At 67.0% G+C, this 25710-nt stretch carries 23 protein-coding genes; 9 read left to right on the top strand and 14 right to left on the bottom strand.

Annotated features, from left to right (window positions below; genetic code table 11):
• Positions 1 to 44: 44 nt before the first annotated feature.
• Genes PW734_08170 through PW734_08155 form a run of 4 tightly spaced genes read right to left on the bottom strand, consistent with a single transcriptional unit; the run spans position 45 to position 4556 of the window.
• Positions 45 to 1049, bottom strand: coding sequence for an OmpA family protein (locus PW734_08170; protein MDE1171166.1), 1005 nt, complete (start codon positions 1047 to 1049; stop codon positions 45 to 47).
• Positions 1046 to 3466: a tetratricopeptide repeat protein gene (locus PW734_08165; GenBank protein ID MDE1171165.1), complete on the bottom strand. Its 2421-nt coding sequence runs from the start codon at positions 3464 to 3466 to the stop codon at positions 1046 to 1048. Before PW734_08165 ends, PW734_08170 begins: the two co-directional genes overlap by 4 nt.
• Positions 3418 to 3843, bottom strand: a complete 426-nt coding sequence (locus PW734_08160) for a biopolymer transporter ExbD (GenBank protein MDE1171164.1) — start codon at positions 3841 to 3843, stop codon at positions 3418 to 3420. The genes PW734_08165 and PW734_08160 overlap by 49 nt, the downstream gene beginning before the upstream one ends.
• Positions 3840 to 4556 carry a MotA/TolQ/ExbB proton channel family protein gene (locus PW734_08155; protein ID MDE1171163.1) on the bottom strand — a complete coding sequence of 239 codons (717 nt, stop codon included), beginning with the start codon at positions 4554 to 4556 and terminating at the stop codon, positions 3840 to 3842. Before PW734_08155 ends, PW734_08160 begins: the two co-directional genes overlap by 4 nt.
• Positions 4557 to 4651: 95 nt before the next feature.
• Between PW734_08155 and PW734_08150 the strand changes: the two genes are divergently transcribed.
• Positions 4652 to 5275 (top strand): nucleoside monophosphate kinase, encoded by a 624-nt coding sequence (locus PW734_08150; protein MDE1171162.1) that lies wholly within the window; start codon positions 4652 to 4654, stop codon positions 5273 to 5275.
• A 10-nt stretch (positions 5276 to 5285) separates the two neighbouring features.
• Here PW734_08150 and PW734_08145 read toward each other — a convergent pair whose 3' ends face one another.
• A complete protein-coding gene (locus PW734_08145; protein MDE1171161.1) occupies positions 5286 to 6032 on the bottom strand; it encodes a hypothetical protein in 747 nt (248 codons plus the stop codon).
• 33 nt (positions 6033 to 6065) lie between these two features.
• Between PW734_08145 and PW734_08140 the strand changes: the two genes are divergently transcribed.
• Both PW734_08140 and PW734_08135 read left to right on the top strand, forming a co-directional pair.
• Positions 6066 to 7145, top strand: a complete 1080-nt coding sequence (locus PW734_08140; GenBank protein ID MDE1171160.1) for an alanine--glyoxylate aminotransferase family protein — start codon at positions 6066 to 6068, stop codon at positions 7143 to 7145.
• On the top strand, positions 7142 to 8233 hold the full coding sequence (locus tag PW734_08135) for a glycosyltransferase (protein MDE1171159.1): 1092 nt from the start codon (positions 7142 to 7144) through the stop codon (positions 8231 to 8233). Before PW734_08140 ends, PW734_08135 begins: the two co-directional genes overlap by 4 nt.
• A gap of 7 nt (positions 8234 to 8240) precedes the next feature.
• On the opposite strand, the gene PW734_08130 is transcribed toward PW734_08135, so the two are convergent.
• Genes PW734_08130 through PW734_08120 form a run of 3 tightly spaced genes read right to left on the bottom strand, consistent with a single transcriptional unit; the run spans position 8241 to position 10804 of the window.
• On the bottom strand, positions 8241 to 9020 hold the full coding sequence (locus PW734_08130) for a glycosyltransferase family 2 protein (protein ID MDE1171158.1): 780 nt from the start codon (positions 9018 to 9020) through the stop codon (positions 8241 to 8243).
• Complete coding sequence (locus PW734_08125) at positions 9017 to 9787, bottom strand: glycosyltransferase family 2 protein (GenBank protein MDE1171157.1); 771 nt, start codon at positions 9785 to 9787, stop codon at positions 9017 to 9019. The genes PW734_08130 and PW734_08125 overlap by 4 nt, the downstream gene beginning before the upstream one ends.
• Positions 9788 to 9799: 12 nt before the next feature.
• The gene (locus PW734_08120; GenBank protein ID MDE1171156.1) at positions 9800 to 10804 is read right to left on the bottom strand and encodes a glycosyltransferase family 9 protein; all 1005 of its coding nucleotides are present in this window, start codon (positions 10802 to 10804) and stop codon (positions 9800 to 9802) included.
• A gap of 71 nt (positions 10805 to 10875) precedes the next feature.
• Here PW734_08120 and PW734_08115 point away from each other — a divergent pair, with 71 nt between their 5' ends.
• Together PW734_08115 and PW734_08110 are read left to right on the top strand one after the other, a co-directional pair.
• Positions 10876 to 11907, top strand: coding sequence for a glycosyltransferase family 9 protein (locus tag PW734_08115; GenBank protein ID MDE1171155.1), 1032 nt, complete (start codon positions 10876 to 10878; stop codon positions 11905 to 11907).
• Positions 11904 to 12845, top strand: a complete 942-nt coding sequence (locus tag PW734_08110; protein ID MDE1171154.1) for a glycosyltransferase family 10 — start codon at positions 11904 to 11906, stop codon at positions 12843 to 12845. Before PW734_08115 ends, PW734_08110 begins: the two co-directional genes overlap by 4 nt.
• Here PW734_08110 and PW734_08105 read toward each other — a convergent pair.
• Entirely contained in the window at positions 12842 to 14671 is a 1830-nt protein-coding gene (locus tag PW734_08105; protein ID MDE1171153.1) for an ABC transporter ATP-binding protein, read from the bottom strand. The genes PW734_08110 and PW734_08105 overlap by 4 nt on opposite strands.
• Before the next feature lie 96 nt (positions 14672 to 14767).
• Here PW734_08105 and PW734_08100 point away from each other — a divergent pair, with 96 nt between their 5' ends.
• From PW734_08100 to PW734_08085, 4 genes are read left to right on the top strand one after another with little or no spacing between them, the layout of a single operon-like run.
• Positions 14768 to 15553: an ABC transporter ATP-binding protein gene (locus tag PW734_08100; GenBank protein MDE1171152.1), complete on the top strand. Its 786-nt coding sequence runs from the start codon at positions 14768 to 14770 to the stop codon at positions 15551 to 15553.
• Positions 15554 to 15555: 2 nt separating this feature from the next.
• Positions 15556 to 16431 carry an ABC transporter permease gene (locus tag PW734_08095; protein MDE1171151.1) on the top strand — a complete coding sequence of 292 codons (876 nt, stop codon included), beginning with the start codon at positions 15556 to 15558 and terminating at the stop codon, positions 16429 to 16431.
• Positions 16432 to 16473: 42 nt separating this feature from the next.
• Positions 16474 to 16887, top strand: coding sequence for a hypothetical protein (locus PW734_08090; GenBank protein ID MDE1171150.1), 414 nt, complete (start codon positions 16474 to 16476; stop codon positions 16885 to 16887).
• Complete coding sequence (locus PW734_08085) at positions 16884 to 18752, top strand: hypothetical protein (GenBank protein ID MDE1171149.1); 1869 nt, start codon at positions 16884 to 16886, stop codon at positions 18750 to 18752. Before PW734_08090 ends, PW734_08085 begins: the two co-directional genes overlap by 4 nt.
• Positions 18753 to 18765: 13 nt before the next feature.
• On the opposite strand, the gene PW734_08080 is transcribed toward PW734_08085, so the two are convergent.
• From PW734_08080 to PW734_08060, 5 genes are all read right to left on the bottom strand, one after another.
• Positions 18766 to 21168 carry a type II and III secretion system protein gene (locus PW734_08080; GenBank protein ID MDE1171148.1) on the bottom strand — a complete coding sequence of 801 codons (2403 nt, stop codon included), beginning with the start codon at positions 21166 to 21168 and terminating at the stop codon, positions 18766 to 18768.
• Positions 21168 to 21878, bottom strand: a complete 711-nt coding sequence (locus tag PW734_08075) for a hypothetical protein (GenBank protein MDE1171147.1) — start codon at positions 21876 to 21878, stop codon at positions 21168 to 21170. The genes PW734_08080 and PW734_08075 overlap by 1 nt, the downstream gene beginning before the upstream one ends.
• Before the next feature lie 673 nt (positions 21879 to 22551).
• On the bottom strand, positions 22552 to 23733 hold the full coding sequence (locus PW734_08070) for a hypothetical protein (protein MDE1171146.1): 1182 nt from the start codon (positions 23731 to 23733) through the stop codon (positions 22552 to 22554).
• Positions 23734 to 23806: 73 nt separating this feature from the next.
• The gene (locus PW734_08065) at positions 23807 to 24808 is read right to left on the bottom strand and encodes a hypothetical protein (GenBank protein ID MDE1171145.1); all 1002 of its coding nucleotides are present in this window, start codon (positions 24806 to 24808) and stop codon (positions 23807 to 23809) included.
• Between the two features lie 3 nt (positions 24809 to 24811).
• Positions 24812 to 25708 carry an Amuc_1100 family pilus-like protein gene (locus PW734_08060; protein ID MDE1171144.1) on the bottom strand — a complete coding sequence of 299 codons (897 nt, stop codon included), beginning with the start codon at positions 25706 to 25708 and terminating at the stop codon, positions 24812 to 24814.
• Positions 25709 to 25710: the final 2 nt, after the last annotated feature.

Raw genomic sequence — 25710 nt, 5'->3', positions numbered from 1 at the left:
TGGGGAACATTTTTAACCCGGGACGGGAAACTTTGCCAAGCCCTTTACCGCGAATCTGATGCCAAAGCCCGGAGAACGATCTCCACCCGCCGGTTCTTCTGCTGCGCGGCGACGTTTCCATGAGGATCGACGACGGGGCGCGTGGCTCCGAAACCCTTGGCCGTGATGGCGTAGGCCCCTTCCGGCAGCTGAGGCCGCAGCCAGGCCTGGACGGCGGCGGCGCGGGCCTCGCTCAGCGTTTGGTTGTAGTCGGCGGCGCCGAAGGAATCGGTGTGGCCGTCGACCTCGATCTCCGCCCTCGGATAACGGCGGAAATAAGCCAGCGCCTGGCGCAGGAGGGGCTCCGCCCCGGACCGCAGGGCGGAGGAGTCGAAGTCGAAGAGGATGTCCGTCGGCAGGGTCAGGACGACGGGCTGGGGGATGCTGGGGTTGAGGGTGGGCGGGGTGACGCGGAAATTGGCGGAGACCTCCTCCAGGCTGGGGAGCGCGGCGGCGCTGGGAAGGGTGCCGGTGCCCAGCTGGCCGGCGGGCTGGGTGGCGTCGGCCGGGAGCGTCCCGGGCAGCGCGGGCGTGGAGGGAAGCGCGGCGGGGAGGCCCGGGCTCTTCGGACCCACTGCGGCCTTGGAGATTTCCGCCTCGATCGCCGCGCGGTCGTCCAGCGCGTAGGGGCTGGAGGCGGCGGGCGGCGCGGGGACGACCGGCGCAAAGGCGGCGGGAGAGCCGGGCTGCGGTTGCGGCAGGACCGGCGCGGGCGCGGCCTGGAGGCTCTGGGGGAGGGTCTGCGCGGCCTCCGGCAGGACGGCGGGCGGCGCCTCCTTCGACGGCACGGGGGCGGGCGGCGGCGCGATGGGCGGCGGGGGCACCTCGACGAGGGATTGGGCGGGAATCTCGACCCGCTTGAGGTGAAAGGGTTTTATGGTCCGTCCCGCGTCGGCCGGGATGGCCAGCGGGCCGACATGGATGACGCCGAACCAGCAGAGCACGCCCACATGCACGCAAAGGGAGAGCAGGATGGCGACCGTAATGAAAAGACGGCGGTGGAAGGTCATGGCCCCTCCTGCGGCTGAAAGTCGGGATAGTCGGCCTGGAGCTTCTTGCGCAGGGACTCGGCCTGGGCCTTGTCCCCGAAGAGTTCCGCCGATTGCGCGGCGCGTTCCAGGGCGCGCGGCGTGATGTCGTTGTCCCGGTAGATGAGGCTTAAGGTGGCGAAGGACTTGAGCGCCTCCCCGTATTGCTTCTGGGCGAAGTGCCATTCCCCGGTCAGGAAGCGGGCCTGGGCGTTGAGCTTCCCTTCCGGCTGGGCCAGGAGGACTTGATCCAGATGTTCCTTAGCCAGGGAGTAGAGGCCCGCGCCGGTCTGGGCGTCGGCCAGGGCCAGAAGCACCTGCGGATTGGAGGCGTTCTTCGCGTCGCGGGCGCGGAAGGCGTCGTAGCTCTGCACGGCCAGCGGCCAGAGTTTTTGGCGGCGCTGCGCCTCGCCCAGCTCCCACCACGCGGGGGAAATATAGGCGCCGCCCTGAGGATGGGTGGTGACCAGGGCAAACCAGGAGGCCGCTTCCGCGTCGCGGTGGGCGGCCACGGCGGCCGTTCCCAGCCAGTAATAGACCTCGGCGGGGACGCGGACTTCCTTGGCCTTCGGATCTTCCAGGGCGTCGTATTCCTTCACCAGCTCGGCGGCGCGGGCGGCGTCCTTTTGCTGGTAGGCGATCCAAAGGAGGCGGTAGAGGGCGGCGGTGTTCCAGTTCTTCGGGTCGGCCGTGCGGGCTTGGCGCAGGAGCGGCTCGGCCTCCTTGTAATAGCGCCCGGAGAAGGCCTCCGCGCCCAGGGTGTAGGTGGCCATGGGCCAAAGGCGGCTCTGGGGAAAATCGCGGTGGATGCGCTCCAGGTCGGTGATGAACGCGGCATGGCGGTCGAGCCGCCCATCCAGGACGGCCAGCTGCTCCGCCGCTTCCTGCGCGTCGGGGGACTTCGGCTCGGCCAGCTTGAGGACTTCCGCCCAGGCCTGCGCGGCTCCGGCGGCGTCCGGCAGGTTTTGCAGCGCCACCGCGCGGGCCTGCCAGGCCGCCTGGACGGAGGCGTGCTGCGAAAATTTCTGGATGAAGAGGGCGAACCCGTCCGCCGCGGCCTTCCACTCCTTCAGCGCGGCGTGGGCGCGCGGCGCCTCGAAGTAGATCTCCGCGGCGGGCAGCCCCTCCGGCGGGGACTGTGCCAGCTGGTCCCAGATCGGCGCGGCCTCGGCGAACTGCTGCTTGGCCGAATACTGCTGGGCGCGCAGGAAGAGGACGCCCGAAACCTGAGGCGCCTTCGGGTAGGCGGCCAGGAAGGCGGCGGTGTCCCCGGCAACGTTGTCCTGGCTGATCTGCGCGCGGGCTAGGAGCCGCTCGTAGGCGGCGGCGGGCGCGTCCGGAGCGTCCTTGAACGCTCCCAGATAGAGGTCGAAATACTCGATCGCGCGGGGCCAGTCCTTCAGCGCGGCCTGGGAGCGGGCCACCTCCAGGAGGACGGCGGCGCGGCCGGAGTCGAGGAGCTTGTCCCGGTTGGCGTCGAAGAAGGAGACTACCTCCTGGTAGCGCTTCTGGCGGAAATAGAGGTCGAGGAGGCCGGTGTTGGAGATGCGGGCGTAGTCGCCCGCTTCGTCCGCCTGGCGGGAAGCCAGGAAGAGCTTCTCCGCCTCCGCCGGGCGGTCCAGGCGCAGGAGGGCCAGCGCGGCGCGGGCCGACGCCTGGGCGCGGATCGGCTTTTCCTGGGAGGCGGCGTAGGCGGCCTGCCAGTCCTTCGCCGCGGCGGCCCAGTCCCCGGCCTTTTCCGCGGCCTCCGCCAGCATCTGCGCGGCGGCGGCGGTGTAGGGCCCGGCGGGTTTGGCGTCGGCAAAGGACTGGAGCGCGGCCGCGCCCTCCTTCTCCTTCCCCTGGGCCATCTTCACCTGGCAGGCGGCGGTGAAGAAGCGGGCGGCCTCCTTCGTGGCCGCGTCAGGGTTGGCCGCCTGGGCGGCCTGGAACATCTCCAGGGCGGAGCCCCACTTCCCCTGCTGGTAGAGGATCCGGCCCCGCTGGTAGTCCGCGACGGCGACAAAGAGGCTGCCCGCGCTCGATTCGGCCAGCATTTTGTAGACGCCCAAGGCCTCCTCCTGGCGGCCCAGGACGCGGTAGCACTCCCCGATGCGCAGGAGCGCCTCCTGCCGCCGCGCGTCCCGCAGGGAGGGCAGCACGGCGACATAGGCGGGCAGCGCCGCCTCGTAGTTCTTCTGCTCGTAAAGGGAAGCGGCGCGGGCCAGCTGCGCGTCGGCCAGCGGGCGGATCTCCAGCACGGGCGGCGTGGAGCCGATGTCGGCCGGGGGCGGGGCGAATTTCCCCTCCCCGCGCGCGAGGCCCAGCCCGGCGGCGGCCCACAGGACGGCCAGGGATGCCAGACGCCGGGTCACGGCGCGGGAGACTCCGGGCGCAGGGTGGCGAAGGCGATGTTCCACGCGTTGGCCTCCCGGCAGACGTCGAGGACGCCGACGACGTATTTGTAATCCGTGTCCGCATCGGCGCGGATGATGACGGCCTGGTCGGGATATTCCTTCACCACGCCGGTGAGGATCTGGCGCAGCTCGTCGCTGCCGATCACGCGGCGGTTCAGGTTCACGGTGCCGTCCTTGGAAATGTTCACGATCACCTCGCCCGGGAGGCGCTTCGGCTCCTGGCCCTGCTTGGCCACGGGGATCTTCACCTCGATGTCGGCCTCGTAGCGGGCCAGGTTCCAGGTGAGGAGGAAGAAGCAGAGCAGGAAAAGGATGACGTCGATCATCGGCGCCAGCTGCAGCCCGATCTGCTGGGGGACGATGCGGCGGCGGAAGTTCATGCCCGGGGAGCGGTGCGCTTCTTAAGCAGGATGATCTCCTGCACGCGCTGGGTGACGGTCACCTCGAAGAGGGAGATGAGGGTCTGCACGCGGCCGCGGAAGCAAGAGAAGCAGAACATGGCCAGGATGCCGACGATGAGGCCGGAGGCCGTGGCGACGAGCGCCTGGGAGACGCCGCCCGCCAGCATCATGGTGCGCAGGGCCAGGGCCTGCGTGGCGATGGTGCCGAAGGAGCGCAGGATGCCGACGACCGTGCCGAAGAGGCCCAGGAGCGGCGCCAGGACGCCCAGGTCCAGGAGGTAGGTGACGCGCTGGTTGAGCGCGGCGGCCAGGCGGTTGCCCTCCGCCTCGGCGATGGCGTGGATCGCCTCCGCGTCGGCGTCCTTGCGGCGCAGGGTGAAGTCGAGGACGACGGAGAGGACTTCCGCCACGGCCTCCGGCCGCTCTTTCAAGTAGGCGGCCAGGCCCGCCAGGTCGTCGTTGGAAAAGAAGGTGTCAACCTGCAGCTCCAGCTCGTCCGTGGTGATGGCGCCGCGGCGGAGCGTCAGGAAGTAGTAACCGATCAGCGCGACGACGCCGATGGACGCCAGGAAAAGCGGCACCATCACCCACCCGCCCGATTTGAGGAGATTGAGCAGGGAGAGCCCGGTCAGGGGCGCCATGGCGTCGGTGGGCGGCGCGGCCTGAGCCAGCACGGGAAGAAGGGCGGTCATAAGTAGTTGGCAACTATTCCACTATAAGAAGCCGTATCAAGTCCGAAGGCAGGCTTATTACAAACGCGAGTCTTGCCACGCAGGCTTACGTCCGTATGCTCCGTCGAGTGCAATACGAGACGATTCTCCTCTTCGGCGCCCCCGGCTCCGGCAAGGGCACCCAGGGGAAGATCCTGGGAACCATCCCCGGCTTTTTCCACTTCGCCAGCGGCGACGTGTTCCGCTCCATCGACCTCGATTCGGAGCTGGGGAAGGCGTTCCTCGAATACTCCAAGCGCGGCGACCTGGTCCCGGACGACCTGACGATCCAGCTCTGGAGCGACCATCTGGAGAAGATCATCAACCTGGGCCGCTTCCGCCCGGAGAGCGACTTCCTGGTCCTGGACGGCATCCCGCGCACCGTCTCCCAGGCGGAGATGCTCTCCGGCCACATCCACGTCCACCGCATCTACCACCTCAGCTGCCCGGAGCGCGCCAAGCTCATCGAGCGCATGCGCGCCCGCGCGCTGAAGCAGAACCGCTTTGACGACGCCAACGAGGAAGTCATCCGCCACCGGCTGAAGGCCTACGACAATGAGACGAAGCCGGTCCTCGACTACTACGGGAAGGACGTCATCGTGGAGATCGACGCCGCGCAGCGGCCCCACAAGGTCCTCCTAGACATCCTGGCCGACCTGGCCGGACTCAAGCCCGCCGAGCAGCTCGTCGAGGACGAGTAGGCTTTTCCGGCTACCGCAGCCGGTAGCCGTCGATCGCAATCTGCTGGCGCTGGCGGATGTGCTGGAAAGGCACCGCGTCCACGCGGTATTCCAGCGCGAAGCTACCCGGCCCCCACCCGCTCGGAATCGGCGCGGCCGCGTAGCTGAACTGGAACGACTTCATCACGGCGAAGAACCACGCCAGGTCCACCGGCTTAGGCAGCCGGGCCTCCGTCCGCAGGATCGTGTAGTCGTCCTGCGCCACCCACATGCGGCCTTCCACGCGGCCCAGCACCCGCTCCGTCATGCTGCGGGGGAGGAAGGATTTGTCCGGCTTCGGAGTGAACGTCAGGACGTAGGCGGGTTTCCCCAGGCACTCTTCCTGGCCGGCGACGCGGATATCGAAGCGCGACGCCAGGCGGCGCAGGGAAAAGGTGTCTTTGAGCTTCTCGCTGGCGCGGGCCTCGTCGCTCCGGTCCTCCGCCTCGTCCGGGGCCAGGATCGCGCCGCTGCCGTCCGCCACGATGGAAAAGCCGCCGTCCTGCCCGGGCCGGACCACCATGATCAGCTCCGACGCGCTCCGCACCTGCCCGCGGGAGTCCAGCTTCTCCGTGCGGACCCGCTGGCGATATTGATAACGCTCCAGGTCCACCTGCTGCAGCTCGTCGCGCGCCAGCACCTTCTCCACCACGGCCGCGCTGTCAGGCAGCGGCCCGGCGGTTTCCGCGCGGGCGGAAAGGGTGAAAAGGAGAGCCAGAGCGGGGAGGAGCCATTGCATTCGGGCGCGGAGATTAGTAGGGTTCGGCTCCCCATGTCACACGTAAAACTCTTCATCCCCGGCCCGATCGAGGTCTCCGCCAAGACGCGGGAGGCCTACGCCTCCCCGGCCATCGGCCACCGCAGCGGGGACTTCCAGAAGCTCTACGCCGCCGTCCAGCCGGGGCTCCAGTCCCTCTTTGGCACCACCCGCCCCGTTTACGTGAGCACCTCCTCCGCCTGGGGGGTCATGGAGGGGGCCCTGCGGAACCTGGTGAAGAAAAAGGTCCTTAACTGCATGAACGGCGCCTTTTCCGACAAGTGGCTGGACGTCTCTCAGCGCTGCGGGAAGGCCGCCGAGGCCCTCCAGGTGGAATGGGGTAGCCCGATCCGAGGCGAGGCCGTGGAGGCGAAGCTGAAGACCGGCGAGTTCGACGCCGTCACCATCATCCATAACGAGACTTCCACCGGTACGATGAGCCCGATCCTGGAACTTGCGGAAGTGGCCAAACGCTTCCCCGACGTCTCCTTCATCGTCGACTGCGTCTCCTCCCTCAGCGCCGTCCCCTTCCAGGCCGATTCCTACGGCTTCGACGTCATGCTGGCTGGGACGCAAAAGGCCCTGGCCCTGCCGCCGGGAGCCACCCTCTTCACCGTCTCCGAGCGGGCGCTGGCCAAGGCCGCCACCGTGCCGGACCGGGGCTACTACTTCGACTTCGTCGAATTCCAAAAGAACCACGAAGGCTCGATGACCCCCAGCACGCCCTCCCTGGGCCACTTCTACGCCCTGCAGAGCAAGCTGGCGGAGATCGCCGCCGAGGGGCTCGACGCGCGCTTTGCCCGGCACCTCAAGAACGCGGAACTCGTCCGCGCCTGGGCGGCGGAGCGGGGCTTCCCCCTCTTTCCGGAAAAGGGCTACGAATCGGTCTCCCTCAGCTGCCTGCGGAACGACCGCAACATCGACATCCCCCGCTGGATCGCCCTCCTCAAGGAGCGCCACCGCGCCGTGATCGACGGCGGCTACGGAAAGCTCAAAGGAAAGGCCTTCCGCATCAGCCATATGGGCGACGAGACGCCGGAAACGATGGGCACGCTCCTGGGGCAGCTCGACGACTGCCTGACGGCCCTCGCTTGAACCTCCTCTTCCTCCACAAGGCGGGGGGCCGCGGCGGAGCGGAAAATGCCCTGGTCCACACCGCCGCCGCGCTGGCGCGGCATGCCTCCTGCCGGATGGCGGCCGCCGCCGCCACGCCCGGGGAGATGGTGGACAAGCTCCGCGCCCTGGGATTGCCCGTCTCCCTCTTCCCCATGCCGGAATGGCGGCGCTGGCTGGAGCGGCCCCGCTTCGCCTGGTCCGTCCGCCGCATCGCCCGCGCCTACGCGGGGGAGCGGATCGACGTGGTGGTGAGCAACGAGTTCTGGCGCGCCCCCCACGCCGTCGCCCTGGCGCGGCGGCTCGGCTGCCGGTCCGCCGTCATCCTGCGGGACGGCAACAGCACCCCGGAAAAGGCCCGCCGCTACCGCCTGCACGAGGCGGACCGCCTTATCCCCATTTCCTTCCGCCTCCAGGAGGAGCTGGCCGCCGATGCCGTACTGGCCGCCAAGATGCGCGTCGTCCACGACGCCGTCTCCCCTCCCCCGCCGCCGGGAGCCAGGCGGGAACAGATCGCCGCCCTGCTGGCGGAGCGCCCCGCGCGCCGCTGGCTGCTCTGCCTGGGCGCCGTGGGCTTCCGCAAGGACCAAATCTCCTGCGTCCGCGTGTTGAAGGAACTCCACCGGCGCGGCCTGGGCGATTGCGGCCTGCTCCTGGCCGGCGCACTGGAGCCCGCCTATGAAAAGCCGCTGCGCCAGGCCATACGGGAAGCGGGCTTGGAGGAATACGTCGTCCTGGCCGGGCACGTGCCGGACATCGGCAGCCTCTTCGAGGCCTGCACCCTCTCCCTCCTCACCAGCACGCAGGAAGGGTGCCCCCTCTCCATCACGGAAACCCTTTTGGCCGGGCGTCCCGCCTTCGCCTACGAGATGGCGGGCTCCCTCGACACCCTCGGCCCCGTCGGCCCCTTCGTCTCGGAACGCGCCCCCGCCGCCCTGGCCGACCGGATCGCCGCCTACCTCAACGATCCCGCCGCCCTGGCTCCGCAGGTCGAAGCGCTGCGCGAGCAAGCCCGGACCCGCTTTGCCGAGGCGCCCCACGCCCGCGCTTTCCTGGAAGCGCTGGCTTAAATCCGGCTTACAGCCAATCCCGCAATCCCCGCTCGCAAGCGATGCGCCCCGTGCGGAGCGTCTCCGCCAAGCGCGCGTCGTTGGCGGGCGTCCCCTCCCGCGAATAGATGGGGTGATTCATGTGGTAGAGAATCGCCCGGCCGTGGACATTCTTCCGATCCCGCCCCAAATGAAAAAGACGGGCGCCCAAGTCGGAATCCTCCCGCCCAAAGCCGGTGTAGGTTTCGTCATAGCCATTGACCACATCCAGGTCCGCCCGCCAAATGCCCAGATTGCAGCCAAGGATGCCGCGAAGCTCCCGGTTCCGGCGCACGCGCGGGAAGGGAAGGCGAAAAGCCTTCGCCAGGCCCGTCATTTTTCCGGATAAAGCGTACGCCAGCACGCAGCCGAAATCGGGAGTGAACCGGGGCACGTACTCCTCCTTCACGAAGGCGCGCCGCCCCTGAACCCAGACACCGGGCTCCGCCAGCGCCTCATGGTCCTCAACGAACCGGTGGTGCGGAACGCTGTCTCCGTCGAGAAAGATGACGTACTCCCCGCGCGTACGGGCCAAAGCCTGGTTGAAAATGCGCGTCTTGCGGTAACCGTCGCGCTCCTGCCGCACATGATGGACCGGGAAGGGGTATTTGGCGGAAAAAGAAGCGATGACGCGCGCCGTTTCCTCCCCCGATCCGTCATCGGCGACCGCCACCTCATCCGCCAGGCGCGTCTGCGCCGCGATGGAGTCCAGGCATTTGGCCAGGGAAACGGGCTGCTCGTAAGTGGTCAGGACCAGGCTGATTTTCATGATCCGTCGTCCTTTAATTCAGCCTCATACAGGCGGGCATACCGGACAAATGTGGAGAACGCGGAAAAAGAAGCCAAGTAAAGGCCGGGAAATCCATCAAGGATCCCGCCCCGGAAAAGATACGCCCGGAAAAAACGCCACGCCGCGCGGAAAACGGCCTCCACCGCGGAAAACCTCTTATGCCGGGCCCTCTGGCGCTCAAGAAAGGCGTCGCTAAAAAAGTTAATCTTTGAAATTTGCCTCGATAGCGAGTCGTTCGAGTAATGAAGCAGATCCTTTCGAAAGCGGCCGGTTTTCCCATCCACTTCAAAGCGGTCGTGCTCGGGCACGCCTGCGACCCTCCCCTTCCCGTTGCGGAAGAGGCGCAGAACACGATCCGGATATGCGTCGCCGTGGAGCATCCAGCGCCCCAAAAACTGAAGCCGCCGCGGAAGCCAAACGCCATCGACCCGGATGTCCCCGGAAAAAAACCGGGAAATCTCCTCCCGCAGCTCCGGGGAAACCGCCTCATCGGCGTCGAGATGCAGAATCCACGGCTGGGCAGCCAGGGCGATCGCCTTGCCTTTTTGATCCCGCAGGTTTTCGAACGGAAGCTCATAAACCTGCGCGCCATGGGAGCGGGCGATCTCGGCCGTCGCATCGCTGCAATCATTGATCACGACGACGATTTCGGAGACCCAGCCGGCGACGCTTCCCAATGAAAGCCGCAGCGTGGCCTCGGCGTTGCGCGCCGTCATCGTAACAGTAATGGGGAGTTTCTCGGGCATAAATTGATTCGGTCAGCCCCTCAGGAGCCGCTCCATTTCCTCGACCACCGCTTCCGGCGCAATGGCGTCGATGCAGCGGGCCGGGGCGTAACAGACATGGGCGTGACCGCTGCACGTGCAGGGAGTACCGGTCAGAACCGCTCCCCGTGAATTGAGAGGAGCCCATTGGGAAACAATGCTAGGCCCGTAAAGAGCCACCGTAGGCACGCCCAACCCCGCCGCGAAGTGGAGCGGCCCCGTGTCCCCCCCGACGAACATCCCCGCCCGCGCCAGGACGGCCAGGAAAAGGGAGAGCCCGGCCACCGGCGGCACGATCTCCGAGCCGGGACGCAGGGAACGCAGGGCCTCCAGGTCCGCCTGCTCCCGGGGACTGGTCCCGGCGGAAAAGGCGACGCGCATCCCCCGCGCCTCCGCCAGATCGGCCAGGGCCGCCCAGCGGGCTACGGGCCACTCCTTCTTCGGCTGGCTGGTCGAAAGATGGAGCAGGACGCGCCCTTTCGGCAGGAGCGCGGCGGCTTCCCCCGCCAAAGCCGGATCGGCGGCGATTTCCGGCGCGGCGTGGGACGGGGGCGGGACACCCCAGGCTTCCAGAAGGGCAATGTCCCTCAGCGATTCGTGCCGGTCGTGCGGAGGCTCCGGCTGGCGGTGGGTGTAAAAGAACCGGGCCAGGAAGCTCTGCCTGTCCCGCGGGCGCAGGCCCAGGCGCTCCCCAGCCCCCGCACCCAGGCTGAGCCAGCCGCCCCGGTCGTTCCCGACGAAGTCGACCGAGCGGTCAAACCGCTCCCGCCGAAGGGCCCGGAGGATGGGCAGAGTGCGGAAAAACTGGGCCTTTCCCCGGCGGCGGGGCACACCCCAGACCCGGTCGATCCAGGACAGGTGGCTTAAGAGCGGCGCCGCCTCCTCCGCCACCAGGACGTGCAGCTCCGCCTGCGGGAAGCGCTCCCGCAGCGCGCGGAGGGCGGGGACCATCACGGCCACGTCGCCCAGGTATTTGAATTTGATCGCCAGGATCTTCAAGAAGCCCCGTTTGTAGCACCCGCGCCGCGTCCTTGTCTAATCGGCGATTGCGCCCTACCCTCTGACCTCCCATGGCTGGCTTTCACGAAAAGATGCGCGACGCGCGGAAGATCCTGGTCTGCGACCTCGGCTTCCTGGGCGACACGATCCATCTCTTTCCCTCCCTGCGGGTGATCCGGGACGCCCATCCCCAGGCGGAGCTGCACGTCATGGCCGCCGACCACGTAAAGGACCTGCTCCGCCTCCTCCCCTGGGTCCATCGCGCCTGGGGCTACCCCCGCTTCCCCACCTCCCCGGCCTGGCACAAGCTCCTCCCCCTCGTCACCGCGCTGCGGCGGGAAAAATTCGACGCCGTCATCAACCTCAACGGCTCCAACCGTTCCAGCTTCCTCACCCGCCTGACCGGCAGCCCCCTGCGGCTCGGGCGGACGCCGGAGCGGTCCGGCGGGCCGCTTTGGCCCCTTTGCTACACCCACCGGGTGAGCATCCCCTATGACCATGCCGTGCCGATCCGCACCCAGCGCCTCCAGGCCCTGGGGGAAGCGGGCTTCTTCATCCCGGTGCAGGCGGGCTTCGGCATCGTCGGCCCGGTCATCCCCGCTGACGTGGAGGAGGTGGTGGACCAGAAGCTCGGCGGCCTTTCCGGGTTCATCCACCTGAGCCCTTTCACCACGATAGACGCCCGGGAACTCCATCCCGATGATCTCATGGCCGGCCTAAGCGCCATAGCCGCCCGGAACCCCGGCGTTCCGTGGGTGGCGACTTGCGCCGACAACCCACGGGAAAAGGAGAAGCTCGCCGCCCTCCTGCCCCGCCTAGCCGCCCTCCCCGCCACGGCCTTCCCCGGCACCTTCTCCCCGCTGGAACTTTGCGCGGTGATCCGCCGCGCCCGGCTCCATCTGGGCGGCGATTCCGGCGGAACCCACATCGCCTCCCTCTTCGGCGTTCCCAGCGTGGCCTGGTTCCGGGACCCGCCCGTCTCCTGCTGGGCGCCGCGCGGACCGCGCGACGTGGTCGTCCCGGCACGGCACGACGCCACCGGCTTCTTCCGCCTGGGGGCGGAGTCCCTGGCCGCCGCCGCGGACCGTGCCCTTTCCTCATGAAGCCCGTCCTCCGCATCGACTTCTGCGACCTGGGGCCGCAGTGGGACAAGAACGACAATTTCCTGATTCCCAAGCTCCGCACCCGCTTCGACGTGCGGATCCACAGCAATCCGGACATCCTCATCTACGGCGGCTCGGGCAACCACCACCGGCTCTACACCGGCCGCCGCCTTTTCATGACCGGGGAGGCCATTCCGCCCGACTTTCCCGCCTGCGACTACGCCATCACCCCCCTGCGCCATCCCGATCCGCGCCACTTCCGCCTTCCCTGCTACGCCTGGGAGTGCGAGCCGCAACACCTCCTGCAAAAGTCCCCGGAGGAGATCGAGCGGGTCATCGCGGGGAAGAGCGAGTTCTGCGCCTTCGTCGTCAGCTACTCCCACCCGAAGTCCCGCCGCCGCGTCGACCTCTTCCACAAGCTGAGCCGCTACAAAAAGGTCAATTCCGGCGGGCGGCTTCTCAACAACGTCGGCGGCCCGCTCCCCCACGGGCGGCCGGCCAAGATCGAATTCCTCAAGAAACACAAGTTCGTCATCTGCTTCGAAAACGACTCGATCCCCAGCTACGTCTCCGAAAAGCCGTGCGACGCCGTGGAGGCGGGGTGCATTCCCATCTACTGGGGCGATCCCGAGCTGGCCCGCGACTTCAATCCGAAGGCGGTGGTCAATGCCGCCGACTTCGCCAGCCTGGACCACGTGGTGGCGCGGGTCGTGGAGATCGACAACGATCCTGCCCTCTACCGCTCCATCCTGGGCACGCCGCTGCTGCACGGGAACAAGCCGGGACCGGACTTTGACGTGAACCGTCTTTGCGATTTCTTCGAGCGGATCCTGGCCGACCCCGGCGTCCCGCGCGGTTCGCGCGGCCTGCGCACCTTCTTCAAGAACTGGAACCGCTGGACCCTGGTCAAGCGGGATAAAGTCCAGGGCCGCCGCTAGCGCGGCCCCAGGCCCTGCTGGGCCGCCATCCGGCCGAAGAGGCCGCCGCTGCGGATGAGGGTGTCGAAGGGCCCCTGCTCCACGATCTCCCCCTTGGAAAGGACGACGATCCGGTCCATCGGCGCCAGGGTGGCCAGCCGGTGGGCGACGCAGACGACGGTGCGGGACTCCGCCAGCCGGTCGAGCGCCCGCTGCACCTCCTCCTCCGCCTCGGCGTCCAGGGCCGCCGTAGGCTCGTCCAGAATGAGGATGGGGGCGTTCCGCACGAAGGCGCGGGCGATGGCCAGCCGCGCCCGCTGCCCGCCGGAAAGGCGGACGCCGCGTTCCCCGATCGGCGTGTCGTAGCCCTGCGGCAGGCGCAGGATGAAATCGTGCGCGTAGGCGGCGCGGGCCGCCTCCTCCACCTCGGCGCGGGTCGCCCCGCCCTGGCGGCCGCAGGAGATATTCTCCGCCACCGTCATGTCAAAGAGCACGGCCTCCTGGCTGACCAGGGCGATGTGGGCGCGCAGGTCCCCCAGACGGGCGTCCCGCAGGTCGATGCCGTCCAGGAAAATCCCGCCGGAGGTCGGGTCGTAGAAGCGCAGGAGCAGGTTGAGCAGGGAGCTTTTTCCGCTGCCGCTCTCCCCCGCGATGCCCAGCCGCTCCCCACGCGCGATGCGCAGGCTGACGCGGGAAAGAATCGGCCGCTCCCCGTAGCCGAAGGAAACGTCCCGCAGCTCCACCGCCTCGCGGAAGGCGGGGACGGAGACGGCATCCGGCCGCTCACGGACAGTCGGCTCCAGGTCCAGGACTTCCTTCAGCCGCCCGATGGCGACGCCCACCTCCTTGAAAACGACGTGGAGAAAGGCGAGCTTCTTGAAGGAGTTCTGGAAGGCCACCAAACCGAAGAGAAAGGCCACCAGCTTGGCAATCTGGACGTGGCCGACGAGGATGTAGAGGAAAAGGAGGCCGACGCCCAGCATCGAGATAACCTCGATAAGCGGGTTGACCATCTGGCGGGCCTGGACGCGCTTGATGTTGAGCCCCTTCAGCGCGTTGGAATGGCCGACGAAGCGGTCGACCTGCGTCTTCTCCAAGCTGAAGGCCTTCACCACGCGGATCGCGCCCAGGGACTCCACCAGGAGGCTGGACTGGGAAATCGTCTCCCCGATGCCCGCCTGGCTGGCCTTGCGGATCTTGCGGCCCAGGACGCGGATCGGGATGACGCAGAAGGGAATGAGGAAGAGGGCGATGAGGGTCAGCTTCCAATCCATCCAGACCAGCGCGACCAAGACGGCCAGAATGGTGAAGGGCTCCTTCACCCCGTCGGACACGCCCCGGTCCAGGCAGTTCTGGATCGCCGCCGTGTCCCCCTGCACGCGGGTCATCATGTCGCCCGTCTTGGAACGGTCGTAGAAGTCGAGGGAGAGGCCGCTGAGTTTTCTTAAGACGGCGATGCGCAGATCGTTCGTCACGTTCTCCCCCACCCAGCTGATGCAGTAGGAGCTGAGGTAGGAGAAAAGGCCGCGCACGGCGGCCAGGATCGGCAGGATCAGGAGACAGCCCAAGATCTGCCTACCCGTCAGGGGCAGGCCCATCTGCGGCAGCCAGATGTTGGCCACGTCCAGGGCCCGGACGGAAAGGTCGTGGAGAAAGCCGCTGCCCGCCGGGGCCGCGGCCTGCTCGCCGCCGGGCGCCAGGCGCTGGCCGCAGAAGCTGATCGCCCCCGCGATGAGGCCGTTCATCGCGCCGAAAAGCACGCCGCAAAGAATGCCCGCCAGCTGCCGCCCCTGATAAGGGCGCAGATAGGGACGCAGGAAGCGGAAGATGAAACGCAGCTCGGCCATGGCGGGAGGAGGGCGGATATTAAGCCATGCCCGGCGATCCGCGCCAAGGCGTTTTGAGATTGGCCCCGCCCCGCTTTCCCCCCACCATGACGCCCGGTGCTCGAACTACGGAACATCTCCGTCGAGATCGAAGGCGCGGACGGACCCCGGAAGCTTCTGACGGACGTCGCCGCCGCCTTCTCTCCCGGCGCCTTTCACGCCGTCATCGGCCCCTCCGGCTGCGGCAAGAGCACCCTCATCAAGGCGATCGCCGGCCTTCTGGAACTGAGCGAGGGCTCGATCTTCTGGCAAGGGCGCGACCTGGAGAAAGAAGACGACTTTTCCGTCGGCGAGCTGGCCTACGTGCCCCAGTTCAGCATCGCCCACGAACCCCTCACCGTGGCGGAGAGCCTCGGCTACGCCATCCGCCTGCGCGTGGCCGGGCTGGCGGACGCCGCCCGCCGGGAGCGCGTCCGGCAGGTGCTGGAGGAAGTGGGCCTCCTCGACTTCGCCGCCCGCCCCGTGAAGGTCCTTTCCGGCGGGCAGCGCCGCCGCCTGGCGCTGGCGCTGGAACTCCTCAGCCACCCCGCCCTCCTCCTGTGCGACGAGGCGACCAGCGGCCTCGACCCCCGCTCGGAGGACGAGATCGTCCGCCTCCTCTCCGCCCTGGCCCGGCAGGGCTCCCGCACCGTCCTTTCCGTGACCCATTCCCTGCGGCAGATCGGCTGCTATGACGGAGTGACCGTTCTCTATCAAGGCCGCCTGGCCTTCCACGGGCATCCCAGCCATCTGGCGGGCTACTTCGGCATTTCCGATCCGGAGGAAGTCTACGACCGGCTGGCCGAGTCCTCCCCCGCATTCTGGGCGGAGCAATGGAACCTGGCCTGCGGAGGGCCGGTATAAATATGAGCGCCCCCGGCTACGCGCGCCCCGGCTTCCTGACCCAGGCCTGGCTGGTCTTCCGGCGGCGGGTCCTCCTTTTCTTCCGGGAGCCGGGGGAATGCTGGCTCCAGCTGGCGCTCCTGGTCGGCTTTCCGGGACTCGTCGCCCTCTTCGCCTACGACGGGCTGCCCCAGATCCGAAACCTGAGCATGGACACCGGCGGCAATCTCCTGCGCCAGCTGGCGGAGGCCGTCGGCTTCACCTCCCAGGCCGGGAAGGTCGGCGGGCTGGTCTCCGGCCTCGTCATGTTCCAGGTGGTGCTGCTGACCCTCACCGCCTCCAACAACGGCGCCCGGGAAATCGCCGCCGAGCGGCTCCTCTATGAAAAGGAGCGGCTGGCCGGCCTCCGCCCGGAAAGCTACCTGGCGGCCAAGGCCGCCTTCCTCCTGATCCTGGTCACGGCCCAGGCAGGATGGATGACCCTCTTCGTAAAACTCGTCTGCCAATTCCCCGGCGACCTGGCTCCCCAATTCGCCTCCCTCTTCCTGGTCGACGCGGCGATGACCGCCGTCAGCCTGGCCATCTCCGCCTGGGCCGGATCGGCGGAGCAGGCCTCCCTCATCTCCGTCTACCTCGTCGGCTTCCAGCTGCCGCTCTCCGGCGCGGTCCTGGCGCTGCCGGAGCCGCTCGGCGCGCTCGTCCGGCCCTTCATCGCCTCCTACTGGAGCTGGTCCGGCTACCTTCAGACCATGCGGGACACCCGCTTCTACGACATGGTGCGGACCGTCACCTCCACCCCCGTCGCCGGAGCGGAACTTTGCCAGTGGATGCTCCTGGGACACATCGTGGTGGGGCTGGTCTTCGCCTACCTGGGCTGCCTGCGCAGCCGGTGGGAATAAGATTGTCGGCGTTGTAATAATCGCGTCATAATAAAGTCCCCCATGGCTCGCCGTGCCAGTTCGCGCGTTCCCACGCGCACCGTCCTACTCTGCGGAGCAGCCCTTCTTCTTATCCTGGGCATCGGCGCTTACTTTTTGGGCGGCTTCGGCAATCCCTTTCGCGCCCTCCAGCCGCTCGACGCCGACGTCTACCTGGAAAACGCCAACAGCCTGCGCGGGAACGTCTACCGGCTCGACGGCACCGTCCAGAACGCCCTGGCCTGGTCCCCGACGAAAGGCCGCCTCATCTCCGTCGACCTCGGCGGGGACGACACCAAGGACCGCGGCAGCATCGTCGCCGTCTTCATCCCTTCCAAGTTCAACCAGGTCAACCTGCAGAAGGGCCAGCGCTACCACTTCAAAGTGGAGGTGGTCAAAGACGGCGTGATCGAGGTCAGCGACCTGCGCAAGTCATGAGCCGCCCCCGCCTTCGGCTTCTGGCCCCCGGCGCCTGGGCCGCCTTCCAGCTCCTTTCCCTCCCCCTCCACGCCCAGGCGCCCGGGGCCATGCCGGCGGCCCCCATGCCCAGTCCCTCCCCGGCTTCCGTCCCGGCCGAAGGCCAAAGCCAGACCGGCCTCCTGGGCCAGAACGTTCCCTTTTTCGACGGCGGCACCGACGTGATGAGCTGGGACGGAAAGCACTGGAACGTCAACAACCAGCGCCTCTTCCGCGCCCGCTTCGAAAAATTCCTCAACGCCCCCGAGCAGACCGACGCCGACGCGAAGGCCTACCAAGCCGCCATCGACCAGATCATGGAGCTGCTCAGCCCCCAGAACTACGATTCCGCGCAGCTCGACAAGGCCTGGGGCCTCCTGCACAAAGCCTCCAACTATCCCCTGGACGCCCACCTTTGCGACGCTCTGGCCAACGCCATCTACTCCACCTGGCTGGCGAACAACGAGGAAGACCGCCTCTCCCGCGCCGCCACCTCCCTAGAGCAGCAGCGGGCCGACCTGGAATGGGACGCCCAGCGCACGGCCGAGGACTCCAACCCGAACAGCATCGGCAAACCCGCCGACAAGAATGCCGCCCAGGCCTGGCTGGCCGACCAAAAGTCCATCCGGGACCTGAAGATGCAGCCCTACGTCCAGCGCCTGACGGAGGTCAACGCCATGATCGCGGCCAACAAAGTGAAGCGGGAGGCCTCCCAGCTCCAGGCAAAGATCGAGTTCCAGTCCCTGCTGGTCCAGCTCTTCATGCAGCGGCGCTTCCAGCACGTCCTCATGGGCACCGGCTTCTACCGCCACCTCTTCGGCGACGGGGACACCGCCCTGCACATGAAGAAGGAAACCCAGGACCTCTTCACCAAGACTTCCGGCATGCCGCCCACCCTGGGCGTCCTCGACTCCCTCTCCCAGGAAGCCATCCGGGACGTGAAGGAAGGCGTCGACGCCTACCTCTTCCTCCTTTCCAAGAAGGAGCTGGCCAGCGCCACGGAACGGCTGGCGGAAACCTGCGTCCTGGGCGAATACGTGCCGGAAGTCCGCAACCTCTCCCGCGACAAGAAACGGCAGGCCCTCCTTTTCCTGCAAAAGGAAAACCAGCTCCTCTCCGCCATCGACGTGAAAGACTACGCCCTGGCCGAAAAGCTAGTGGGCGAGCTGCAGGACATGGCCACCGACTTCGACGCCTCCAAGCCCCTGGCCGCCATCCAGACGGCCAAGACAGTCAGCGCCATGCACCTGGCCAAGGCGAAGACCGCCGCCGCCTCCGGCGACCGCCCCACCCTGGAATCAGAACTGAAGGCCGCCATGGAGGTCTGGCCCCGCAATCCCGACCTGGCCCAGGTCTCCGCCACCATCTTCCACCAGGCAGACGTACAGCAGCAGGCCCTCTCCGACCTGGAACGCCTGACCGCCCAGCACAACTACCGGCAGATCTTCGACGACCGCGTCCGCTTCATCGCCGCCACCGCCCTTTACCCGGACCGCCAGGAATCCCTGCGCAAGGTCCTGGACCAGATGCAACAGGTGGAGGAGGCGATCATCCGCTCCACCGAGCTGGCCCAGCACGGCAATTACGCCGGCGCGTGGGAAGGCGTGGAAAAGGCGACGCGCATCTATCCGGACGATTCCAAGCTCAACCAGCTGCGCGCCCAATACACCACGCAGGCGGCCGACTTCGTCCGCGACGTCCGCACGGCGCAGGACCAGGAAAAGAAGGGACAGACCGGCTCCAGCCTGGCCTGGTATCTCAAGGCCCAGAAGCTCTATCCGGAGAGCGAGTTCGCCCAGCAGGGCATCGAACGGCTGGCGAAGGCCATCCTGCCCGACGCGAGCTAGGGCCGCCGGGAAATCAACGCGCCGCGTCGGCCGAGGCGACGTCCGTCGTCGTCTGGTTAAAGCGCTCCCCGTCCGGGCGGAGGATCTTGCCCGTGACGAAGATGAGGAGATTGCGCTTCACGTTCTGCTTCACCTTCGACTGGAAGAAACGGCCCACGAGCGGGATGTCCCCCAGGACGGGGACCTTGTCGTTGATCGTCTGGGAGTCTTCCCGGATCAGGCCGCCCAGGACCACCGTGAATCCGTCCTTCAGGAAAACCTTGGTGCTCACGCGGCGGACGTTGAAGACCGGCTGCAAGATCTGGTTGGCCACCAGGACGACGGGCGTCGTGGAAACACCGTCGGAAACGGTGATCGGGTCGCCGTAATTGATGAAACCCTCAAAGTCGGTGATCTCCGGCACCAGGGAGAGATCGATGGTGCGGTTGTCGCCGCCCACCGTGGGCTGGATATTCAGGACAACGCCGATGTCCTGCTTGTCGAAGCTGCTAGGAAAGGCCGGGATCGCCGCCGGCGGGGAATAGAGGGGCGTAGTGGAGATGGAACTGGTGCCGGTGGTGATGGTGATGATCTGCGGCGGATTGTATTGCGTGGGATAATAGAACGTGCGGGTGGCGTCGATCTTGGCCCGCTCTCCGCTGCGGACGCGGACGTAGGGGGCGGAGAGGAGGTCGGCGCTCGTCTTCTGGGAAAGGCCGCGCAGCACCGCGCTGTAATGCTTCCCGTCCATAATGCCGCCCAAGGCCAAGGTATTCTCGATCGGGGCCGCGCTTCCGGCACTGGGGCCGAACCGGCCCGGCGCGGACGGCTGCGCCTGCAGAAGGAGGCTCTGCAGCTGCTGGGCGGAAAGGCCCGCCGATCCCCGCATGCTGGAGACGAACGTGGGGGTCGTGATCGTGCTGCCATTGAGCGGATAAAGGGCGATGTTCGAGCTCAGCTCGTTCAAGTCCGTCTGCTTGATTTCCACGAAGCGGGCCTCAATGTCGACCATCATGGTCTGGCCGGTCTCCGCGTTGACCAGCTCGTCGATGAGATCCATCTGGTCCTGGGTGTTCACCACTTCCAGGACGCCGGAGGAGGCCAGGTAGATGGCGTTGGAGCCTTCCGCGCTAAACTCGACGCCGCGCTGAGTGAGCTGCTGCTTGACGTCCAGGGTGCCGTTGGCGACGGCGGCGTTGGACGCCGCGTTGGCCGCGCCGGAACGGCGGCGGCTGGCCTGCGCGCCCTGCCCTTCCGCGGACTGGGTGACGGTGAAGAAACTGGGCGTCACGTTGAACTGGCGGCGGACCAGCACGTCGGTGGGCTCCGAAAGAGGGACGAAGAAGACGGCGGAAGGATCGATCTTGAACTTCACCTGCGCCAGCTGGGTCAGGTAGCGGAGGACTTCCTTGAGGGGGACGTTCTTGAGGGACAGGGTGATCGTCTTGGCCTGGGAAAGCGCCTCCGGGCGGGGGATGAAGTTGATCCCCTCATGCTCGGGATCGAGCTGGCGCGTCTTGTCGTTGAGGAAGTCGACGGCGTTTTGCAGGCTCGCGTCGGAGAATTCGACGCTCGGGATGACGATCGACTCCAGCTTGCGGTTGATGTCGAAGTCGTTGGACCGGGTCATCGGCACGGCGGCCGTGGCGGCGACGACCTCCAGCTTCGGCTTGGGCGGCGGATTGCTCCACTTCTGCTCCACCTCCTTGAGGCGCTGCTTGCGGTTTTGCTCCGTGGCGACGGCCTGGTATTGGAGCTTCTCCTCCGTGATCTGCTTGAGCATCTGCTGGGCGGCGTTGTTGTAGGGATCAATGCCCAGCAGCTTGTTCAGACGGTCTTCCGCCAGCTCATACTGGCCGGTGCGCCGGGCCTGTTCCGCCTGCGCCAGATAATTGGAGGCCGCTTCCACCTGGTTTTGGAAAGGGGCGTTGACGGCCGGATTGGCCAGCAGGGTGGTGTCCTGCGGGTTGGTCCGGGCGGCCTTCACCTTGGCCAGGGCGGCCTTGAGCTTCGGGTCGTCGGGGGCGTAGTTGAGGCTCAAGTTGAGGAGACTCTCCATCGTCGCCCAGTCGCCCTTTTTCCGGGCCTCGTCGATGAGATAGGCGTCGCAGCGGAAGAGGCCGTTCTTGGCCTTTTCATAGACGGCCTGCGTGGCGGGCGCGGGGGTTAGCTCCCGCAGCGCGGCCAGGTAGATGACCTGCGCCTTGGCGTAGGCTCCCGTGCGCTCCAGGGCGGCCGCATTGTCCAGGGTGGGAGTGATCCGGAGGACGGCCTGCTGCTTGCGCAGCTGCTCCGCCTGCTGGACCTTGGCAATTTCCTTGGTTTGGCCGCCGGCGGCGGCCTCCCCGGAGGCGACGACGCTTTCCTGGGCAAAGAGCCCGGAGCAGGCGGAGAGGAAAAGGAGGGAAGCCAGGCTGCGGCGCAGGAAAGGATTCATTAGCGGGTGTCTCCGGGGCGGGCCGGCGCGGAAGCGGACGTGGTGGCGAGGGCGGAAGGAGGCGCGGAAGCCTCGTATTGGACAAACTTCGCCTTGCCGGTGGAGCGGATGATGCGGGCGGTGATGAAGACAAGGAGATGCCGCTTGCTGCGCATATCCACCTTGCTGCGGAAGAGGCGTCCGGCCAGGGGCAGGTCGCCCAGGACGGGGACCTTGTCGTCGATGACCTGGGTGTCTTCCCGGACGAGGCCGCCCAGGACGACGGTCTGCCCGTCGATGACCTGGAGCTTGGTGGTGATCTTCCGGTTGTTAAACACGGGCTGGCGAATGTGGTAGACTTCCGCGGGGGTGATGGTGGCGCTGCCGATGTCGCCCACTTCGACGGAGGCCCCGTAATCGACGAAGCCCTCGAAGTCGGTCACGTCGGGCTGCAGGTCGAGGTCGATGCGCCGGTCGGCGTAGGCGACGGGGGTGACCTGGAGGGTGACGCCGATGGTGGCCTTTTCGAAATTGGACGGCGTGGGCGGGGAGATGACGACGGTCTGGTTGTTGTTGTAGATGACCGGCGTATTGTTGAAGGTGGGCGGGGTGAACTGGCTGGGGTAGGTCATCTGCTCGTTGATCTCGATCTTCGCCATGGTGCGGTTCTTGGTCGTCACCTTCGGGGCGGAAAGAAGGTCGACTCCCTTGAGCTGGTCGATGAGGTTCATCAGCACCCCCATGCCCTTGTTTCCAATGGTGAAGCCCATGAGGAAGGTGGCCCCGGAGACGGCCTGCGTCCCATTGATGGAGTTCTGCAGAATCACGTCGAGGCCGTCCTGCTGCAGGTCGGGCGAGCCGCGCAGGGCGCTTTGGCCCGTCACCACCGGGCCGGTGGCGCTGGTGGACAGAAATCCGGTCTGGTTAAAGGGCGTGACGTCGTTGGTCGTGACCATCGCGGATGCCGCGATGGGGGAATCGTTGGCATTCCGGTTCCGGCTCAATCCCCAGTTGATCTGAAGTTCCTTGAGGGCGGTGTCGGTGAATTCGGCAAACTTGGTCTCGATCTCGATCTGCGGGTCCTCCTCCCGGGCGGCGGCCTGGAGAAGGGCGTCGATGCGGTCCAGCTGGTCCGGGGCGTCCTTCACGACCAGGCGGCTGGAGCCGGAGAGATAGGCGGCGGTGGCCCCGGGCGGGAAGTCGACGCCCTGATCCATGAGCTGCTTCTTCACGTCGATCTTCACCGCCTCCACCGTGGTGGCGATGCCCGCGCCGCCGGCAGTGGAAGACTTTGAAGCGGAAAGGCCTCCCTCAAAGAAGCCGGTGGGCACCACAAAGGTGCGGGTGACCAGGACGTCGGAGGAGTCGGTGGAGGGCAGAATGTAGATGGCGTATTCGTCGACCTTATACTTCAGGTTCGTCAGCTGGGTGAGGACGCGGAGAACCTCGCCCAGGGAGACATTGTTCAGGCTTAGGGTGACGGTGCGGACGGCGGGGGCGGCCGCTTCCGCGGCCTTGGAGCCGGAGGCCACCCGTCGGACTCACCTTGAGGACGAAGTTGATGCCCTCCCCGGTCGGGTCAGCCTGCTTGGCCTTGGCGGCCAGAAAGCGGACCGCCTCGTCGATCGGCTGGGAGACGAAGGAGATGCTGTCGATCTTGATCGCGGAAAGCTTCTTGCTCAGGCGCGCGATGTTCGATTCCTGCGCGGGGGCGACCTCGCCCAGGGCAGCCTTTTCCACGGGCTGCTCCCGCTCCGTCCAGCGGCGCTCGACGTCGTAGAGGGCGGCCGTGCGGGTGGTCTCGCGCGCCTTGTCCGCCGCGCGGGTTTCATACCGCTCCAGCCGGTCCAGCTTCGTGCGCGCGGCCTTGTTGTAAGGGTCGATCACCAGGGCCTGGCGGTAGCGGTCGTTGGCCTTGTCATATTGGCCGGTTTCGAAGAAACGGTCTCCTTCGAAGAGGAGGCGCTGCACGGCGGCGACCTTATCCTTGAAATCGGGGGTCAGGACCGGGTTGTTCGTGGTCGACTCCGGATTGACGCGCTGCTTGGCCAGCTTGACCTGGGCTTCCTTGATCTGAGCGCGGTCCTTGTCGATGTCCGGCTTGCGGGTGGGATCGAGCTTTTCCGCCTCGTCCAGCAGGGCGGTGGCGTGGGCAAAGTCACCTGCCTGGGAAGCCACTTCCGCCTGCTTGATCTTTACCTGGACCAGGCCGCTCTTGGCCCGCTGCTCTCCTGTGGAGGAAAGCCCCGTGGTCTGGAAAATGCCGTAGGCGTAGGTGTAACGCTCCGAAGCCTTCGCGTATTCGCCGGCCTGATAGAAAATGTCGCCCGCGTTGATCGCCTGGCTGGCCTCCATGACCTGCTGGGCGCGCCGCATCTCTTCCTTCTGGGCCATCTTCCGCGCCTCCTTGCTGGGCGGTTCCACCGCAGGCTCCGAAGCGGGAGCCGCCGGGGCAGGTGGCGTGGCGGCGGCGGGCTGCTCGTTCAGCGCGGCGTCCTGATAAATCTTCACCGGCTGGGCAAAAAGAGGGGCCGCGCAGCACGCCAGGACGGTCAAATAGAAAAGGGATGCCTTACGGGTGCGCATAATCCAGCCAGGAGGTTAAAGATTTATACGTAATAAGTTTCAATTAGAAAGCGAAAAACAACAGTCGCTGCCATCATGATTTTGGCGCGCCCATCGCGGCGCTTTCCGCCGAAGTCAGGGGGGGAATGAGCAGAGTTTCCTGGGAATCGGGCGGGGAAACCTTTGCCCCGGAGGCATCGACGGAGTTCAGGCGGTAACGGAGGGTTTCCGGCGCCCCCTGCGGCGTCATTCCCGCCTGGATGGTGAATTCTTTCCCCTGGGCCACCTTTACCGGGTGGGAAAAGGCGTCTGGAAGGAGCAGGACGATCGTGGCGCTAATGCTCGGCTCGCTCTTCGGCTCCTGATAAACGAGGACGACGGCCTCGCCGGTGGCCTCCTTCTTGAGTTCCAGCTCGGAAATGTCGCCCGTCACCTCCATGTCGCCGATCTTTTTGGCGCCCTGCTTCGGGCGGAAGTCGGCGACGGTGTAACCCTCAAAGGAATCGCCGATTTTCACGTTATTCGTCGGCCGGCGGCCGTTGGGCGTGTTGATCTGGAAGACCCGCTGCCCGCCGCCCAGGTCGTTGACGCTGGCCAGGGTCATGGAAAAGGGCTTCGCCTCGAACGATTTTACGCGCAGCAGCTTCGCGTAGGAAGGATGGCTCTTGGGATCGCGCGGATCGGCGCCGGAGAGGAACTCCGCCAGGTTGTCGAAGCCGTCCCCGTCCGGGTCCTGGTGGGCGACGTCCGGGTCGCTGGCGTCGAGGCCGTTCTTGAGGAGCCAGTCGAGGGGAATGCCGTCGATCTTCGTGTCCGGCCTGGCCAGCTCCACCTTTCCCGTGCCGACGAAGTAGAGGAGGCGGCGGGCCGTGAAAAGATGGCCGCCGCCGGAAGGGAGCGCCCACAGCACCGGCTGGTTCCAGGCCTTCGCCTGCTCCGCCACGTCGGCGGGCAGCTCGGCCACGATCTGCCCCGGCGCGGCGGGGGAAGCGGCCGACGCCTCCCCGCGCGAGTAGGCGAGGCCCAGCCATATCCCCTCCCCGGCAAGGAGGAGGAGCACGGCGACCAGCAAAATCTTGGACCAGGATTTGTCCATGGGTTACGGCTTTTTCTTGGGGGCGGGGGCGCCTTCCGTCCAGTCGACCAGGTCGATGCGGGCGCGCACGCGGATTTCCTCGTTCCCCAGGGCGATGAGGAAGCTCGGCTTCTTTTCCAAAGTCTGGACGCTCTTGGCCAGGTCGTCGGTGCGCGGGGGGGAGGCCCGGCGGCTGGTGACGGTGAGCGCGCGCGGGACGAGGAAGAGAGGGGAAGCGGCCAGGTTGGCCAGGCCCTCCCGCACGGCGTCCTCCGTGCCGGTAAACTCGAATTCGAGCGGATAGAGCGTGTAGGTGCCCCCAGGAAGCGGCGTGACGCGCAGGGGGATCGCCTCCGGCCCTTTGGCCTGGCCGTCGCCGTTCTCATCCTGCGTGCGGCGGACGGCGTCCAGGCTGGAGACGCGGGCGCGGAAAAGGGCGTCGGAGACGGCTTCGATGCCCAGGAGCTGCCGCCCCAGCATCCCGGTGGAGCTGTCGCTGGGATTGGCGTTGCGGTACATGGAGAAGCCAAAGTCGGCCGCCGCCGGGTCGATGCGGACGCCGTTGTGGGCGGCCTCCTCCCTCAGCTTCTTGAGCCGGTCGGCCATCTCCTGTTTGAAGACGACGGCGTTCTTTTCCACCGCGCCGTTCAACTCCTTCGCGCCGCCCTGGAGCCGCTGGCGGATCTCGCCCAGGGCGGCCTCCAGCGCGGCATTGTTCTTCTTCAGGGCCTCGACGTTCTGGGCGCTGGGATAATAGCGGCCGCCGGCCAGCTGCTGCAGGGTGCCGGACTGCTGGTCGATCTCCTCCCGCACCGCGCCGACCTGGCCGGACAGGTACCACAGGCCCGCTCCGCCCAGGACGGCGATGGCGGCCATCCCCGTGAGGACGGCGGTCTGGGTGCGGTTAAGGGCGGTCTTCATCG

The sequence above is a fragment of the Verrucomicrobium sp. genome (genome assembly GCA_028283855.1).
In the GTDB taxonomy this organism is placed as follows: Bacteria; Verrucomicrobiota; Verrucomicrobiia; order Methylacidiphilales; family GAS474; genus GAS474.
This window is presented reverse-complemented; position numbering and strand designations above follow the sequence as displayed.

Coding starts and splice junctions, on each gene's coding strand:
- PW734_08170 (MDE1171166.1), bottom strand. CDS start 1,049: ATGACCTTCCACCGCCGTCTTTTCATTACGGTCGCCATCCTGCTCTCC.
- PW734_08160 (MDE1171164.1), bottom strand. CDS start 3,843: ATGAACTTCCGCCGCCGCATCGTCCCCCAGCAGATCGGGCTGCAGCTG.
- PW734_08155 (MDE1171163.1), bottom strand. CDS start 4,556: ATGACCGCCCTTCTTCCCGTGCTGGCTCAGGCCGCGCCGCCCACCGAC.
- PW734_08150 (MDE1171162.1), top strand. CDS start 4,652: ATGCTCCGTCGAGTGCAATACGAGACGATTCTCCTCTTCGGCGCCCCC.
- PW734_08145 (MDE1171161.1), bottom strand. CDS start 6,032: ATGCAATGGCTCCTCCCCGCTCTGGCTCTCCTTTTCACCCTTTCCGCC.
- PW734_08140 (MDE1171160.1), top strand. CDS start 6,066: ATGTCACACGTAAAACTCTTCATCCCCGGCCCGATCGAGGTCTCCGCC.
- PW734_08130 (MDE1171158.1), bottom strand. CDS start 9,020: ATGAAAATCAGCCTGGTCCTGACCACTTACGAGCAGCCCGTTTCCCTG.
- PW734_08125 (MDE1171157.1), bottom strand. CDS start 9,787: ATGCCCGAGAAACTCCCCATTACTGTTACGATGACGGCGCGCAACGCC.
- PW734_08115 (MDE1171155.1), top strand. CDS start 10,876: ATGGCTGGCTTTCACGAAAAGATGCGCGACGCGCGGAAGATCCTGGTC.
- PW734_08110 (MDE1171154.1), top strand. CDS start 11,904: ATGAAGCCCGTCCTCCGCATCGACTTCTGCGACCTGGGGCCGCAGTGG.
- PW734_08105 (MDE1171153.1), bottom strand. CDS start 14,671: ATGGCCGAGCTGCGTTTCATCTTCCGCTTCCTGCGTCCCTATCTGCGC.
- PW734_08095 (MDE1171151.1), top strand. CDS start 15,556: ATGAGCGCCCCCGGCTACGCGCGCCCCGGCTTCCTGACCCAGGCCTGG.
- PW734_08090 (MDE1171150.1), top strand. CDS start 16,474: ATGGCTCGCCGTGCCAGTTCGCGCGTTCCCACGCGCACCGTCCTACTC.
- PW734_08085 (MDE1171149.1), top strand. CDS start 16,884: ATGAGCCGCCCCCGCCTTCGGCTTCTGGCCCCCGGCGCCTGGGCCGCC.
- PW734_08080 (MDE1171148.1), bottom strand. CDS start 21,168: ATGAATCCTTTCCTGCGCCGCAGCCTGGCTTCCCTCCTTTTCCTCTCC.
- PW734_08075 (MDE1171147.1), bottom strand. CDS start 21,878: ATGAACCTCATCGACCAGCTCAAGGGAGTCGACCTTCTTTCCGCCCCG.
- PW734_08070 (MDE1171146.1), bottom strand. CDS start 23,733: ATGCGCACCCGTAAGGCATCCCTTTTCTATTTGACCGTCCTGGCGTGC.
- PW734_08065 (MDE1171145.1), bottom strand. CDS start 24,808: ATGGACAAATCCTGGTCCAAGATTTTGCTGGTCGCCGTGCTCCTCCTC.
- PW734_08060 (MDE1171144.1), bottom strand. CDS start 25,708: ATGAAGACCGCCCTTAACCGCACCCAGACCGCCGTCCTCACGGGGATG.